The organism is Frateuria sp. GZRR33 (genome assembly GCF_051900425.1).
GTDB lineage: Bacteria > Pseudomonadota > Gammaproteobacteria > Xanthomonadales > Rhodanobacteraceae > Frateuria_A.
On record NZ_JBHZGK010000003.1, the window covers coordinates 47,828 to 62,504 of the forward strand.

The window sequence follows — 14,677 nt, forward strand, 5'->3', positions numbered from 1 at the left end:
AAGGAGTTCGAGCATGCTTCGCAGGATTCTCGCTTTCGCACTGCCCACCGCGATCGCGGCGGCCGCTTTCACGTTCTTCCCGGCCCGGCCGGTGCAGGCCTATCCGGCGGTCTGCGACAGCACCTACTGGACCTGCATGTACAGCGCCACCTCGATCGCCGGCCTGCAGCAATGCGTGCTGGACTTCCAGGTCTGCAGCGGCGGCGCCACCCCGCCGCCCCCGCCACCGCGCGCCCGCGGCATGGCCCTGCGGCAGCCCTGACAGGCAACGGAGCGCCCGCCACCGCCCTGATGCCCCCGGGGGCGGTGGCCGGGACCCGCCTTGCGGCCACGACCGGGACTGTGGCGACGTTCGCCGTTTGCCTGGCTGGCGGTTGCCGCAGTCCGGGCGCGTGTTACTCGGCGATGCAGGGGAAACTTGCTTGAAAGGAGTTCGAGCATGCTTCGCAAGATCGTGACGATCGCTTTGCCGGTGGCGGCGGCAGCAGCCGCTTTCACCCTCTTTCCCGCCCGGACCGCGCAGGCCTACCCGGCCAAGTGCGATACCGCCCGGGCAACCTGCATGGCGCAGGCGGCCTCGCTGAGGGACCGGATGATCTGCAACCAGGCGTTCGAACAATGCAGCGGTGGGGCCATCCCGCCCCATGCGGTGGATGCGCTGCTCGAGGCGGTCAGGAAGCACTGACGCGTAGCGGCTTCCCGGTCGGCGCGTGCCGGCCGGGAGGTTGCGGCCTACGCCGCCTGGCGCTGCCCGCCGATCCAGGTCTCGCGCACGTGCAGGGTGTCGTCCAGCACGGCGAAGTCGGCGCGCTGGCCGGGCGCGATGCGGCCATGGGTCTGTTCCAGCCCGAGCCACTCGGCCGGATAGGCGCTGGCCATGCGCGAGGCTTCGGCCAGCGGCAGGCCGAGCAGGTTGACGGTGTTGCGCACGGCGCTGGCCATGTCCAGCGCGCTGCCGGCGAGCACGCCGGCGTCGTTCATGCAGATGCCCTCGCGGGCGACGATGGTCTGGCCGTTGAGCGTGTAGTCCGGCCGTGCGCTGCCCACTGGCGGCATCGCGTCGGTGACCAGCACGCACTTGCCCGGCGGCTTGGCGTTGATGGCGATGCGCAGCGAAGCCGGGTGCACGTGGTGGCCATCGACGATCAGCCCGCACCAGCTGGCCGGGTCGTCCAGCGCCGCGCCCACCACGCCCGGTTCGCGGCTGGTGAGCGGAGTCATCGCGTTGTAGAGGTGGGTGAAACCGCACACGCCGGCGTCGAGCGCGTCGCGCGTGGTCGCGTAGTCGGCGGCGGTGTGGCCGGCCACCACGCGCACGCCGGCGCCGGCCAGACGCGCGATCACGGCGGGCTCCACCTGTTCCGGCGCCAGCGTCAGCATGACCACGCCGCGGCGCTGCGCAGTGAGCGCGAGCAGGTCGTCCGCTCCGGGCGTGCGGAACAGCGAGGCGTCGTGGATGCCCTTGCGCGCGGGCGCAAGGAACGGGCCTTCCAGGTGGATGCCCAGGATGCCCGGCACGCACTGCGCGATCGCTGCGTCGACCGCATCCAGCGCCGCGCGCATTTTCTCCGCGGTGTCGGTGATCAGCGTCGGCAGCAGGCCGGTGGTGCCGAAGCGCCGGTGCGCCTGGGCGATCCCGCGCAGCGTAGCCACCGTGGGCGCGTCGTTGAACAGCAGCCCGCCGCCGCCGTTGACCTGCACGTCGATGAAGCCCGGAAGCAGCAGCGCGCCGGCCAGGTCGTGGCGTTGCGCCTGCGCCAGGCGCGGGTCATCGGCCGCGGCCAGCGCGAGCACGTGGCCGTCGTGCACCAGCACCGCGACGTCCTCGCGCAGGCCCTCGTCGGTCAGCACGCGACCGTGGACCAGGGCGAGCAGGGGCTGGGTCATCACAACGTCTCCGTGATTTTGCGCAGGTGCGGCGGCACGTCCGGATCGTAGCCGCGCGCCAGTGAAAGCGCGCTGGCTGCGCGGTAGAAGCTCTGTACGGCGAGCAGCGGGGTGGTGATCGCCGGCACGCCGGCCGGCAGCGGCAGGGCGTCCGGTCCGCTCGCGCCCGGTGCCGCGACCCACACCCGTGCGCCGCGCGCGCGGAACTCGCTGGCGACGGCGAGCGTGCCCTCCAGCGAACCGTCGTCCTGCGCAAACACCAGCACCGGGAAGCCGGCGCCGACCAGCGCCATCGGCCCGTGTTTCACCTCGGCGGCGCTGAACGCCTCGGCGTGCAGGCCGCAGGTCTCCTTGAACTTCAGCGCCGCCTCCAGGGCCGCGCCGAAACCATAGCCACGGCCGACCACGAACAGGTTGTGCACCTCACGCAGGCCCTCGCCCAGCGCACGCCAGTCCATCGCCCAGCCCTGGCGCAAGTCGGTCGGCAGGCGGTCGAGCGCGGCATGCAACGCCTCGTCGCCGCTCCAGCAGGCGGTCAGCTGCAGCACCGCCGAGAGCGTGGCCAGGTAGCTCTTGGTCGCCGCGACGCTGCGCTCGGGACCGGCATGCAGCGGCACGACCGTGTCGGCCTGCTGCGCGAGCGGGGAGTCGGTGTCGTTGACCAGCGCCACCACCTCGGCGCCGGCCGCCTTGGCCGCCCGCGCGCTGAGCAGCAGGTCCGGGCTCTTGCCCGACTGGGAGATCGCCAGAAACAGTGCGCCTTCCAGTTGCAGCGGCGCGTCGTAGATCGAGCTCACCGCCGGCGAGGCCGAGGCGGTGACCACGCCCAGGCGCGTCTCGAACACGTATTTGGCGTAGGCGGCGGCGTGGTCGGAGCTGCCGCGCGCGCAGGTCACGATGCAGCGCGGCGGCCTTGCGCGCAGGCGCTCGCCGAGCTCGGCGAGCAGCCCCGCATTGGCGGCGAGCTGGTGCGCGATCACGTCGGCGGCCGACTGCGCCTCCTGGTACATCAGCGTGTCATGGGGTGATTTCATGGGAGTCCCGGGGAATGGCGCATGGACGTTCCCTCCCCCTCCGGGAGAGGTTGCCCGGAGGCAGGTGTCGGTTCGAATGGAGCGGGGTGCGCAGCGGCGCCGGCCCTTCGCCTCTCCCGCGGGGGAGAGGGGCCCGGTCGTGGAGGCTTCAGCCCTTCCGCGGCGGCGCCGTCGAGCCGCGCACCACCAGCTCCGGCACGAAGCCCTCGTTGGCCGTATCCGGCGCCGACCCGTCCTGCTGCAGCTCTGCCATCAGCCGCAAGGCCGCATGCCGCCCGATCTCGGCGGTCGACTGCCGCGCGGTGGTGAGCGCAGGCCAGGCCTGCTTGGAAAACGGATTGTCCTCGAAGCCGGCGATCGAGAGATCCCAAGGCACGTCCAGCCCGGCCGAGCGCGCGGCCGCGAGCACGCCGGCAGCGATCTCGTCGTTGCTGCCGAAGATCGCCGTCGGGGGCTCCTTCAGCGCGAGCAGCTTGCGCGCGCCGCGGAAGCCGTCGTCGAACGCATAGCGCCCGGGCAGGATCAGCTTCTTGTTGAGCGCGATGCCATAGTCCTTCAGCGCATCGGCATAGCCCTGGTACCGCTCCGGGCTGGAACGGTGGTGCGGCTCGCCCCACAGGAAGCCGATCCGCGTGTGCCCGAGCTGGATCAGGTGCTCGGTGATCGCGTAGGCCGCGTCGCGGTCGTCCACCCACACGCAGGGCGAGCCGTCGCACGGATCCTGGCGCGCGGCGAGGATGCGCACGAAGGCAATGTCGTGCGCCTTCAGCGTGGCGACCAGTTGCGGCTGCTCGGACATCGGCGGCGCCAGCACCAGCCCGGCCAGGCGCGAACGGCGCACCAGCGCGCACAGCTCCTCGGCCAGGTGCGGCGAGGACGAGTCGCACGGATGGATCTGCAGGCCGAAGCCGCGCTCGCGGCAGGCCGAGAGCACGCCGTTCTGCATGCTGATGACGTAGTGCGCGTTCGGGTTGTCGTAGACCAGCCCGATCGCGTAGGAGTGCGCCGCGCGCAGGCTGCGCGCGGAAAGATTCGGGCGGTAACCCAGCGTCTCGATGGCGCGTTCGACCTTCTCGCGCGTGTCCTCGCGCACGGAAGGCTCGCGGTTGATCACCCGCGATACGGTCTTCAGCGACACGCCGGCGCGCTTGGCGACGTCCTTGATGGTGGCGTGACGCAACGAGGGGTTCTCCTTCGGATCGGCGCGCCATCCTAGCCCACCGCCACGCCGGCGTGGCGGCGCCTTCACCGCGAACGGGCGCCATCGCCGTCACGCAGGCCCACGCGGTAGCCGCGCAGGCCGTAGAAAAGGATGTAGAGGTAGCAGGGCACCATCAGGCCGGTGAACACGAGCTGGAAGTTGGCATGCTGCTTCAGGTGGGCGAACAGCTGCGGCACGATTGCGCCACCGGCGATACCCATGATCAGGAGCGCGGAGCCGACTTCGGTATGCCGTCCCAGCCCCCTGATGGCGAGCGGAAAAATCGCCGGCCACATCATGGCGTTCGCAAAACCCAGCGCCGCCACGCAGCCGACCGAGACATAACCCTGGGTGACGTAGGCGCCCAGCGAGAACAGCACGCCCATGGTCGCGGAGATGGCAAGGTAGCGCTGCTGCGAGACAAGGCGCGGAATAAGTACGAGGCCGGCAAGGTAGCCGGCGAGCATCGCCAGCATCGTGTACGAGGTAAAATGCTTGGTCGCATCCAGCGGCAACCCGAAGCCCTGGCCATAGATGCCGATCGCATCGCCGGCCATCACCTCCACGCCCACGTAGAGGAACAGGCACAGTACGCCTAGCCACAGGTGCGGGTGGCCGAAGATGCCACGCGCATCGTACGCAGGCGCGTGGGGATCTCCCGCGGCGGGGCGAATCTCCGGCAGCGGCGATCGCACCACCCACACGGCCAGCCCCGCCAGCAACAAGGCCATGCCCATGTAGGGCCAATACACCCGCGAGGCGAACGCGGCCAGCAGCGCTTCGCGCGCATCGGTAGTGGGCGCGTCCTGCACTTGCTGGGCGAAGCTGTCGATACCGCTGAGCACCAGCGCGCCGAAGACGTATGGAGCCAACGCGCCGGCCGCCTTGTTGCAGATCCCCATCACTGCGACGCGCTGCGCCGCGCTATCGATCGGACCGAGCACGCTGATGTACGGGTTGGCCGCTGTCTGCAGCAGGGACAGGCCGGCACCGATGACGAACAGGCCAACCAAAGCCCCGTGGTATTGCCGCAGATCGATGAACTGCCCGAACAGTACCGCCCCCACCGCCATCACGAACAGGCCGAGCGCCATGCCCTTCTTCATGCCGGTGCGCTTGAGCACGGTGGCCGAGGGCAGTGCGAGCACGAAATAGGACAGGTAGAACGCGACCGGGATGAGAAACGCGCTGACATCGTCGAGATTGAAGGCCAGCTTCACGAAGATCGTCAGCGGCCCGTTGAGCCAGGTCACGAAGCCGAAGATGAAGAACAGCAGCCCGATCACCAGCATCGGCCCCAGCGCCGATGGCTTGGATTGATCGGTCGCGAGCGTGGTGGACGACATGGACGGCTCCTGTCAGGCAAACGCATGGCGATGCGAGCGCCGTCAATGGGCACTCCCCTGGCCGGCTTTATGGCCTCGCAGACCAACGTTGTCAATTTATGTCTTTCGTGAAGGCCGAAATGGCGTCTGCGCCGGCCCTGACCAACGGCCTATCCGCAGTTTGTCTGGTGCAATGCCGCATCGCGATTGTTCTTGGGCGCGAACGCCGAGATTCAGTGTACTGGCGCCGTTGCTGCGCGCTTTTCGTATGCCGCGACAAGTAATTGGGAAGCCGGTTGCTGCAGTGCGTGAACCGGCCTTCCGAAAATGTCGCCAAAACGCGTTGACAACGTTGTCATCGCTGGCCAGACTCCGCCTCCGCCGACGTCCCGCGACGCCGGGCCAGTGCAAAGGGAGGAGTCGTGGCCGAGGTCGCCAACCCGAGGAGTGCGCCGCAGCGCCTGCCGCAGGAGTCGCTGCTGCTGGCCGCCGACGTCGGCGGCACGCATGCGCGCGTGGGCCTGCTCAGCCGGCAGCCCCACGGTGCCAGCCCGGTCACCGTGCTGCGCTATCAGCGCTACGCCTGCGCCGAGTGGCCCAGCCTCACCGCGGTACTGCAGCACTTCGTCACCTACCTCGACGCGCCCGCACCGATCGACCAGTGCGTGGTCGCCAGCGCCGGCTACGTGCTGGACGACGCCATCGTCAACGACAACCTCGCCTGGCCGGTGTCGATCAGCGACATCCGCGAGAACCTGGCGCTCGACCACCTGGCGGTGATCAACGATTTCGAGGCGGTCGCCTGGGCGACCCAGTTCCTCACCGACGCCGACACGCTGCCGGTGATCGAGACCAGCGCGCCGCCGCAGCGCGGCCCGGTGCTGGTCATGGGTCCGGGCACCGGCCTGGGCTCGGCGGTGCTGCTGCCGGGCCAGCCGCACGCGACCGTGCTCGCCACCGAGGCGGGGCAGATCGCGCTCGCGCCGGGCAACGAGCGCGAGATCGAGATCCTGCGGCTGCTCGCGCGCGAGCGTACGCACGTCGCCTTCGAACACGCGCTGTCCGGCCCCGGCCTGCGCAACCTGTATCGCGCGATCAGCGCGCTGCGCGGCACGCCGGCCGTGCTGGGCGAGCCCAGCGCGATCACCCACGCGGCGCTGATGCAGAGCGACGCGGCGGCGGTCGAGGCGCTGGAGGTGTTCTGCGGCCTGCTCGGCAGCTTCGTCGGCGACCTGGTGCTGCTCTACGGCGCGCGCGGCGGGGTATTCCTCGCCGGCGGCATCCTGCCGCAGATCCGCCAGTTGCTGCTGGCCAGCCGCTTCCGCGAGCGCTTCTTCAACAAGGGCGTGATGCGCCCGTACCTGCAGCAGGTTCCCGTACGGCTGATGGAGCACGGCCAGCACGGCGTGATCGGCGCGGCCGGCCTGGCCCTGGCCGGCCACGTCGAGGCCGGGTGAGCTTCGAGACCGCATAACAAACGGGCGCAAGCCCTTGCAACCAACCAGCATCACCGCGACGCGCGTGCTGCTGATCCGACTGGAGGGGAGCACCATGTCACACCGCAAGACGCTGTTAGCCGCAAGCATCGTCGCCGGCCTTTGCCTGGCCGGGGCGCTGCACGCCCAGGACGTCACGCCCACGGGCGACAACGCCAGCACCCAGCGCACCGACCGCGACAAGGTCAAGCAGCTGGGCACCGTCACCGTCACCGGCATCCGCAACGCCGAAACCGAATCGCTGGAAACCAAGAAGGCGTTCGATTCGCACGTCGAGGTGGTCACCGCCGAAGACGTCGGCAAGCTGCCGGCCAAGAACGTGGCCGACACCCTGCAGCGCCTGCCCGGCGTGAACATCAGTTCCTCCAGCGCCAGCGAAGGCGGCTTCGACGAGAGCGACCGCGTGAGCCTGCGCGGCACCGCGCCGAGCCTCACCCAGACGCTGGTCAACGGCCACAGCATCGGTACCGGCGACTGGTTCGTGCTGAGCCAGGTGCAGACCGTCGGCCGCAGCGTCAGCTACAGCCTGCTGCCGTCGGAGATCGTCAACCAGGTCGTGGTCTACAAGAGTTCCGAGGCGCATCTGGTCGAGGGTGGCAGCGCCGGCTCGGTCGACATCATCACGCGCAAGCCGCTGGAGTTCGCCAAGCCGATCACGGCCGAGGCCTCCGTCGGTGGCGTCTATTCGGACCTGCCCGGCGACACCAAGCCGCAGTTCAGCGGCCTGTTCAACTGGAAGAACGACGGCGGCACCGCGGGTGTGATGGTGCAGGCCTTCTACGAGAAGCGCAGCCTGCAGCGCAACGGCCAGGAAGTCGTCGGCGGCTACCTGCCCACGACCATCGATGGCCAGACCGTCTACTACCCGAACGAAATCGGCGCGGTGCTGTTCACCCAGCAGCGCGAGCGCAAGGGCGGCGTGATCGACATCGAGTTCAAGCCGACCGACAACCTCACGCTCGACCTCAACGGTTTCTATTCCAAGCTCAAGGCCGACAACTTCAACCGCAACTACATGATGTGGGCCAGCAGCGCGCTGGCCAACGGCGGCGTGCTGACGCCGGGGTCGATCGACAACAACGTGGTCACCAGCGGCTCGATCAGTGGCGGCACCGGCGCCTATGGCGTGTACGACCAGATCTCCCGGCCGGGCGCGGCGTCCGAATCGAAGTACCTCACTCTCGATGCCGACTGGCGCGTCAGCGACCACCTCACCCTGAGCGGCCAGGTCGGCACCACCCGCGGCACCGGTTCCAGCCCGACCCAGGACGTGATGGAGCTGGGTACCGCAGTCGGCGCCGGCGCCAGCTGGGACATGCGTGGCCTCGGCAAGCCGATCAACTGGACGCTCGGTGGCGACAACAGCTCGACCTCCGGCATCCGCCCGGACATGGGCTGGATCTTCGGCGGCCAGGGCATCAAGGTGAAGGACAAGGAGGACTGGGGCCAGTTCGACGGCGAACTGGCGTTCGACGACGGCGCCATCAGCTCGCTGCAATTCGGCGCGCGCTACGCCAAGCACACCCGCGAGAATCCCAGCGAGATCGCGCAGGGCCCGAATTTCGCCACCAACTGGACCGACCCGGCCGGCTACCCGACCGACGTGCAGCACTACCCGGGCGACTTCGGCAGCTCCGTGGGCGGCAGCTTCCCCGGCCCGATCTGGTACTGGACGCCCGCTCAGCTGGCCGCGATCGATGACGCCTACGCCAACCGCGATCCGGTCGCGCGCTTCTACTTCAACGACGTCTACAAGGTCGAGGAGAAGGACTCGGCCGCCTACCTGCAGCTGAACTTCCAGTCGGGCATCGTCAGCGGCAACGTCGGCGTGCGCTACGTCAAGACCAAGGAAAACATCGGCTACACCAGCACGGCGCCCGATGCCGAGGCCACCACCGTCACCGGGCCGATCACCGGCTCGGCCTTCGGCGACTACTACTGGAACACGTACCAGACCAGCTACGACAAGTTCCTGCCCAGCGCCAACCTGAAGTTCGCCCTCACCGACGACCTGCTGCTGCGCTTCGCCGCGTCGCAGACGATGACCCGGCCGGACTACTCCGCGCTCGCCGGCTACGTCTCCGCCGACGACCTGACGCACACCGGCAGCGGCGGCAATCCGCAGCTCAAGCCGCTGGTGTCGAGCAACTTCGACGCGGCACTGGAGTGGTACTTCTCGCCACGCGGGCTGGTGTCCGCCGGCGTGTACGCGATGAACCTGAAGGACTACGTCAACTTCGGCAACGAGGTACGCACCTTCAAGGACATGCAGGCCAGCCAGGCCGCCGGCCAGGATGTCTTCTCCGACTACCTGATCAGCGTGCCGCGCAACGTCGACGGCAAGGTGCGCGGCGTCGAGCTCAACTACATCCAGCCGATCGGCGACAACTTCGGCGTGCAGGCGAACTACACCTACGCCGATGCACACGCCACCGGCGACGTGCCGCTGCAGGGCACCTCGAAGAACACCTACAACGTGTCGGGTTACTTCGAGAACAAGCGCTTCAATGCCCGCGTCAGCTACACCTACCGCTCGGAGTTCTACGCCGGCGTGAGCCGTACCGACACCTACTTCCAGCAGGGCATCGGCAACCTGGCCGCCTCGCTGGGCGTGCAGCTGACCGACTGGATGTCGCTCTCGCTGGACGCGATGAACCTCAACAATCCCAAGCTCAAGTACTACACGCAGAATGCCGCCTACGGGAAACAGCCGTACGCGTTCTACGTCAACGGACGGCAGTACTACCTCAACCTGCGCTTCAAGTTCTGACGCAGGCAAGCGGGCGGGCCGTACGCCGCCCTGTCTGGACCTGGACGTGCCGCCGCCTGCGGGCGGCGGCATGATCCAACGGATCGGCATGCGCCGCGCGACCGGTTCGCCTGTCCCTGTTCGGCCTACCTTTGGCAAACTCCCCGCCTGCGGACCTGCACCTTGCCGGGTCCGCTTTTTTTGCCGGCGCCAGCCGCGCACGACGGAGCCACCCTCCATGCACCGTTTGCTTTCCGGCCTGATCCTCGCGTTTGCCGTTTCCGCCGCGGTTGCGGCACCGGTCGAGCCGTCACTGATCCCGCGGCCCGCCCAACTGGCGTGGACCGAAGGGCACCTCACCGTCGACGCACGCACGCCGCTGGTCCTTGCCGACGACGCTGCCGGCACGTGGCAGACCGCGCAGTACCTGATCGATCTGCTGGCGCGCACGCGCGGCCTGCGGCTGTCTGTCGCCGGGCAGCGCAAGGGCGTGCCAGCGATCGTTCTGCGGCGTGACCCGCATGCCGCGGTGGCGCAGGAGGGCGGCTATACCCTCGAGGTATCAGCCCGCGGTATCGAGGTGGCGGCCCGCGACGACGCGGGACTGTTCCATGGCGTGGTCACCCTCTACCAGCTGCTGACGCCGGATGCCGGGCAGGGCGCGGTGCAGGTGCCTGCGCTCGCCATCAGGGACTGGCCACGCTTCACCTGGCGCGGGCTGATGCTCGACTCGGCGCGCCACTTCCAGAGCGTGGCCGAGGTCGAGCGCCTGATCGACCAGATGGCCCAACACAAGCTCGACGTGCTGCACTGGCACCTCACCGACGACCAGGGCTGGCGCATCCAGATCAAGCGCTATCCCGAGCTGACCCGGATCGGCGCATGGCGCACCCCGCCGCACGCGGGCCAGGACGGCGAGCCCAAACGCTATGGCGGTTTCTACACCCAGGACGAGATCCGCCAGGTGGTCGCCTACGCCGCCGCGCGCCACGTCACCATCGTGCCGGAACTGGACATGCCCGGCCACGCGCAGGCGGCGGTGGCCTCGTATCCGCAGATCGGCGTCACCGGCAAGCGGCCGGCGGTGTCGGTGGACTCCGGCGTCAATCCCTGGCTGTACAACGTCGACGAGGACACCTTCACCTTCATCGACAACGTGCTCGACGAGGTGCTGGCGCTGTTCCCGTCGACGTACATCCATGTCGGCGGGGACGAGGCGATCAAGGACCAGTGGCAGGCCTCGCCCGCGGTGCAGGCGAAGATGCGCGAGCTCGGCATCACCAGCGAGGATGCGCTGCAGGGCTGGTTCATCGGGCGCATCGGCCGGTATCTGGAAAAACACGGACGCAAGCTGATCGGCTGGGACGAGATCCTCGAAGGCGACAACTTGCCGGCGGGCGCCACGGTGATGTCCTGGCGCGGTATCGATGGCGCGATCAAGGCCGCGCTGCTCGGCCACGACGTGGTGATGTCGCCCTCGCCGGATCTCTACCTCGACCACGTGCAGAGCGACCTGCCCGGCGAATACGCCAGTCGCTACGGCGTGGAGTCGCTCCGGGACGTGTACGGGCTGCAGGTCGTGCCCGGCGTGCTCGACGCGGCGCAGGCGAGGCACGTGCTGGGGGTGCAGGCCAACGCCTGGACCGAGCACATGCCGACCATGGCGCATGTGGAGCACCAGGTCTTCCCGCGGCTCGATGCGCTCAGCGAAGTGGCGTGGTCGCCCGCCGGCCGCTCCGATTGGGCGGGCTTCCTGGCGCGCCTGCCCGCGCAGATGGCGCGCTACCGCGCGCAGCACGTCAACGTGGCGGACAGCGCCTTCGCGGTGGCCATCGACACCGATCGCAACGTGGCGCTGGCGACGGGCAAGGCGACGGTCAGGCTTTCCAGCCAGGCCGACTTGGGCGCGATCCACTACACCCTGGATGGCAGCGTGCCGACGCTGGCATCGCCGCGCTACCAGGCGCCGCTCAACGTGACCCTGCCGACCACCGTGCGCGCCGCCAGCTTCGCCAACGGCGGCATCGCGTTGGCCGCGCCGCGCGAGCGCGTGCTGGACCGCGCCAGCCTGCTTTCGCTGCCCGGAACGGCGTTGGCGAACTGCCCGGGCAGCGACTTCCGCCTGCTGCTGCAGCCGGCGCCCGATGCGACGAGCACCCAGCCGGTGTACGCGGTCAACCTGTTCGACAGTTGCCAGCAGTTCCCGCCGACGCTGATGGAAGGCGTCGGCGCGATCCGGGTGGACGCGGTGCGGCTGCCGCGCAACTTTGCGCTGGCGCACGAGCAGAAACTGGTCGTGTCGCGCCCCCACGCCACGCCGTTCGGCGAGCTCGTGGTGCATGCCGACCGCTGCGACGGCCCGGTCCTGGCCAGCATGCCGCTGCCCGACCCGGCGCGCAGCCCGCGCCGGTTCCAGCTCGGTGCGAAGTTGCCCGCACAGGAGGGCGAACACGGCCTTTGCCTGGTCTACACCGCGCCCACCGACGGCCCGCTGTATGCACTGGCAAACGTGTCGCTGGAAACCAGGCCGTGAGGGTCCGCGGCAGTTCCCCTGCCTGGCGTCCGACCGGCGGCAAGGCGTGAGCGTAGGCGGCCATGCCGGTCGGCTGGCCTCGGTGGATGCCCTGCGCGGCTGCACCGTGGCGGCGATGCTGCTGGTCAACGATCCAGGTGACTGGGATCACGTCTACTGGCCGCTGGAGCATGCCGCCTGGCATGGCTGCACGCCGACCGACCTGGTGTTTCCGTTTTTCCTGTTCGTGATGGGTGTGTCCGTGGCGCTGGCGATCCTGCCGCGGCTGGAGCAGGGGGCTGCGCCCGGTCGGCTGCGCAACGCGGCGTTGTGGCGGGCGCTGCGCATCCTCGTACTGGGCCTGGCGATCAATGCGCTGGCGGCGTGGTGGTTGCCGGCACGGGAGATGCGCTGGCCGGGCGTGCTGCAGCGGATCGGCGTGTGCTTCGCGGTGGTCGCGGCGTTGGCCATCCATACGCCGCGCCGCGCGTGGTGGCTCGCCATCGCCGCGCTGCTGGCCGGCTACAGCGTGTTGCTGCTGTCAGGCGGCACGCTGGACAAATGGACCAATGTCGTCGACCGGATCGACGGTGCGGTGTTCGGGCCGTACGTGTGGGATCACGATCCGGCCACCGGCCTGGTGCACGACCCGGAAGGCCTGCCCGCCACGCTGCCGGCGATCGCCAGCAGCCTGCTCGGCCTGTGCGCGGGGCTATGGCTGCGCGCGCGGCAATCCGGGCGCCTGCTCCTCGCAGGCGTCGTGGCGCTGGCGCTTGGCGCGATCGCCTCGCCGTGGATGCCGCTCAACAAGAACCTGTGGACGCCCTCGTTCGTCCTGTGGACCGGTGGGTGGGCCATGCTCGCGCTGCTGGGCTTCCACTGGTTCGTCGACGTGCGCGGCTGGCCGCCGCTGGGCCGCCGGTTCGGCATGAACGCGATTGCCGCGTACGCCGGCTCCGAACTGATGCAGATCGCGCTGCCCGCGCTGGGCTGGCAGGAGCCGCTTTACCGGCACCTGTTCGCCGGCTGGATCACGCCGCTGGCCGGGCCGTGGATCGCCTCGCTCGCCTGGGCGATCGCCTCCGTGGCGTTGTGGTGGGCGATCGTGTGGGCGATGGACACGCGGCGGCTCTACCTGAAGCTCTGATCGATCGCGTAGGGTGGGCTCCGGCCCCCCGGTCCAGATCCGTGCCACGGCGGGCTGCAATCCACCCTACGGTCACGCCCGCATGAGCGAACGTCCGCGCGTCCCGCGTCCCCAGGTCATCGCCCACCGCGGCGCCAGCGCGTACCTGCCCGAACACACGCTGGCCGCCTATGCGCGCGCCATCGCCGACGGCGCCGACCTGATCGAACCGGACCTGGTCATGACCCGCGACGGCGTGCTGGTCGCCCGGCACGAAAACGAAATCGGCGAGACCACCGACGTGGCTGCGCACCCGCGCTTCGCCTCCCGGCGCACGCGCAAGCAGATCGATGGCGTGACGGTCGAAGGCTGGTTCACCGAGGACTTCACCCTCGCCGAGCTCAAGACCCTGCGCACCCGCGAACGCCTTCCCGAGCTGCGCGGTACCGCCCACGACGGGCAGCACCCGATCGCCACGCTGGAGGAGATCATCGAGCTGCTGGCGACCGGGAACGCGCACCAGGGGCGGATGGTCGGACTGATCCCGGAGATCAAGCACGGCACGTGGTTCCAGCGCCAGGGCCTGCCGATGGAGCGGCGCCTGCTCGACACGCTCGCCGCGCACGCCTGCACGCGCCGCGTGCCGGTGGTGATCCAGTCCTTCGAGCTGGCCAACCTGCGCGCGCTGCGTGCCTGCCTGGGCGACCGGCCCAACGTGCGCCTGCTGCAGCTGGTCGACGAGCCGCAGGCACGTCCGTGGGACGTGGCCGTCGCGGGCGGCAGCCTGCGCTACGCGGACCTGCTCACGCCGGCAGGCCTGCGCCAGGTGGCGACCTGGGCCGACGCGATCGGCCCGAATGCGCGCGCCATCCTGCCGCTGGATGCGGAAGGCCGCCTGGGTCCACCCACCCCGCTGGTGCGCGAGGCCCATGCAGCCGGACTGCAGGTGCATGCCTGGACCTTCCGTCCGGAAAACGTCTTCCTGCCGCGTGCGCTGTGGCGGGGCGACGATCCGGCCACGCGCCACCCGGAGGGCTCGGTCGCGGAGATACGCGCGCACCTGGATGCCGGCATCGACGCCTTCTTTACCGATGATCCCGCGATGGGGCGGGCAGCAGTGGGTGAATGACGCGTCTACACCAATTGTTGAATTTTTGCTGTGGCCATCTTAAGGTTCGGTCAAACGAGCCCCGCTTCCCCACAAGCCTGTCTCGCCAGCACCGATCCCCCTATGCGGTCGCTGGCTTCCCTCAGGCACCCCTTGTGAACCGTTTTTGGACGCGGATGGACGATCGTGCTCGTTGCCACGGGGCTATCGATGGCCTCAGTCCTTACATCCAAAACAGG

At 69.3% G+C, this 14,677-nt stretch carries 11 protein-coding genes; 7 read left to right on the forward strand and 4 right to left on the reverse strand.

Going from position 1 to position 14,677, the window contains the following annotated elements:
- Positions 1–13 precede the first annotated feature (13 nt).
- A complete protein-coding gene (locus ACFWZU_RS04475) occupies positions 14–262 on the forward strand; it encodes a hypothetical protein (RefSeq protein WP_439700217.1) in 249 nt (82 codons plus the stop codon).
- Between the two features lie 177 nt (positions 263–439).
- Positions 440–685: a hypothetical protein gene (locus tag ACFWZU_RS04480; protein WP_439700218.1), complete on the forward strand. Its 246-nt coding sequence runs from the start codon at positions 440–442 to the stop codon at positions 683–685.
- Between the two features lie 47 nt (positions 686–732).
- Here ACFWZU_RS04480 and nagA read toward each other — a convergent pair whose 3' ends face one another.
- From nagA to ACFWZU_RS04500, 4 genes are all read right to left on the reverse strand, one after another.
- On the reverse strand, positions 733–1,887 hold the full coding sequence (gene nagA / locus ACFWZU_RS04485; RefSeq protein WP_439700219.1) for an N-acetylglucosamine-6-phosphate deacetylase: 1,155 nt from the start codon (positions 1,885–1,887) through the stop codon (positions 733–735).
- A complete protein-coding gene (locus ACFWZU_RS04490) occupies positions 1,887–2,921 on the reverse strand; it encodes an SIS domain-containing protein (protein WP_439700220.1) in 1,035 nt (344 codons plus the stop codon). Before ACFWZU_RS04490 ends, nagA begins: the two co-directional genes overlap by 1 nt.
- A gap of 148 nt (positions 2,922–3,069) precedes the next feature.
- Positions 3,070–4,101 (reverse strand): LacI family DNA-binding transcriptional regulator, encoded by a 1,032-nt coding sequence (locus ACFWZU_RS04495; protein ID WP_439700221.1) that lies wholly within the window; start codon positions 4,099–4,101, stop codon positions 3,070–3,072.
- Between the two features lie 65 nt (positions 4,102–4,166).
- Complete coding sequence (locus ACFWZU_RS04500) at positions 4,167–5,468, reverse strand: sugar MFS transporter (protein ID WP_439700222.1); 1,302 nt, start codon at positions 5,466–5,468, stop codon at positions 4,167–4,169.
- Positions 5,469–5,869: 401 nt separating this feature from the next.
- On the opposite strand from ACFWZU_RS04500, the gene glk reads away from it, so the two are divergent.
- The 5 genes from glk to ACFWZU_RS04525 all read left to right on the forward strand — a co-directional run bounded on the left by glk (position 5,870) and on the right by ACFWZU_RS04525 (position 14,459).
- Positions 5,870–6,904, forward strand: a complete 1,035-nt coding sequence (gene glk / locus ACFWZU_RS04505) for a glucokinase (RefSeq protein WP_439700223.1) — start codon at positions 5,870–5,872, stop codon at positions 6,902–6,904.
- A 94-nt stretch (positions 6,905–6,998) separates the two neighbouring features.
- Positions 6,999–9,713: a TonB-dependent receptor gene (locus tag ACFWZU_RS04510; protein ID WP_439700224.1), complete on the forward strand. Its 2,715-nt coding sequence runs from the start codon at positions 6,999–7,001 to the stop codon at positions 9,711–9,713.
- 217 nt (positions 9,714–9,930) lie between these two features.
- On the forward strand, positions 9,931–12,225 hold the full coding sequence (locus tag ACFWZU_RS04515) for a beta-N-acetylhexosaminidase (protein WP_439700225.1): 2,295 nt from the start codon (positions 9,931–9,933) through the stop codon (positions 12,223–12,225).
- Between the two features lie 46 nt (positions 12,226–12,271).
- The gene (locus ACFWZU_RS04520; RefSeq protein WP_439700226.1) at positions 12,272–13,351 is read left to right on the forward strand and encodes an acyltransferase family protein; all 1,080 of its coding nucleotides are present in this window, start codon (positions 12,272–12,274) and stop codon (positions 13,349–13,351) included.
- An 82-nt stretch (positions 13,352–13,433) separates the two neighbouring features.
- Entirely contained in the window at positions 13,434–14,459 is a 1,026-nt protein-coding gene (locus ACFWZU_RS04525; RefSeq protein WP_439700227.1) for a glycerophosphodiester phosphodiesterase, read from the forward strand.
- Positions 14,460–14,677 lie beyond the last annotated feature (218 nt).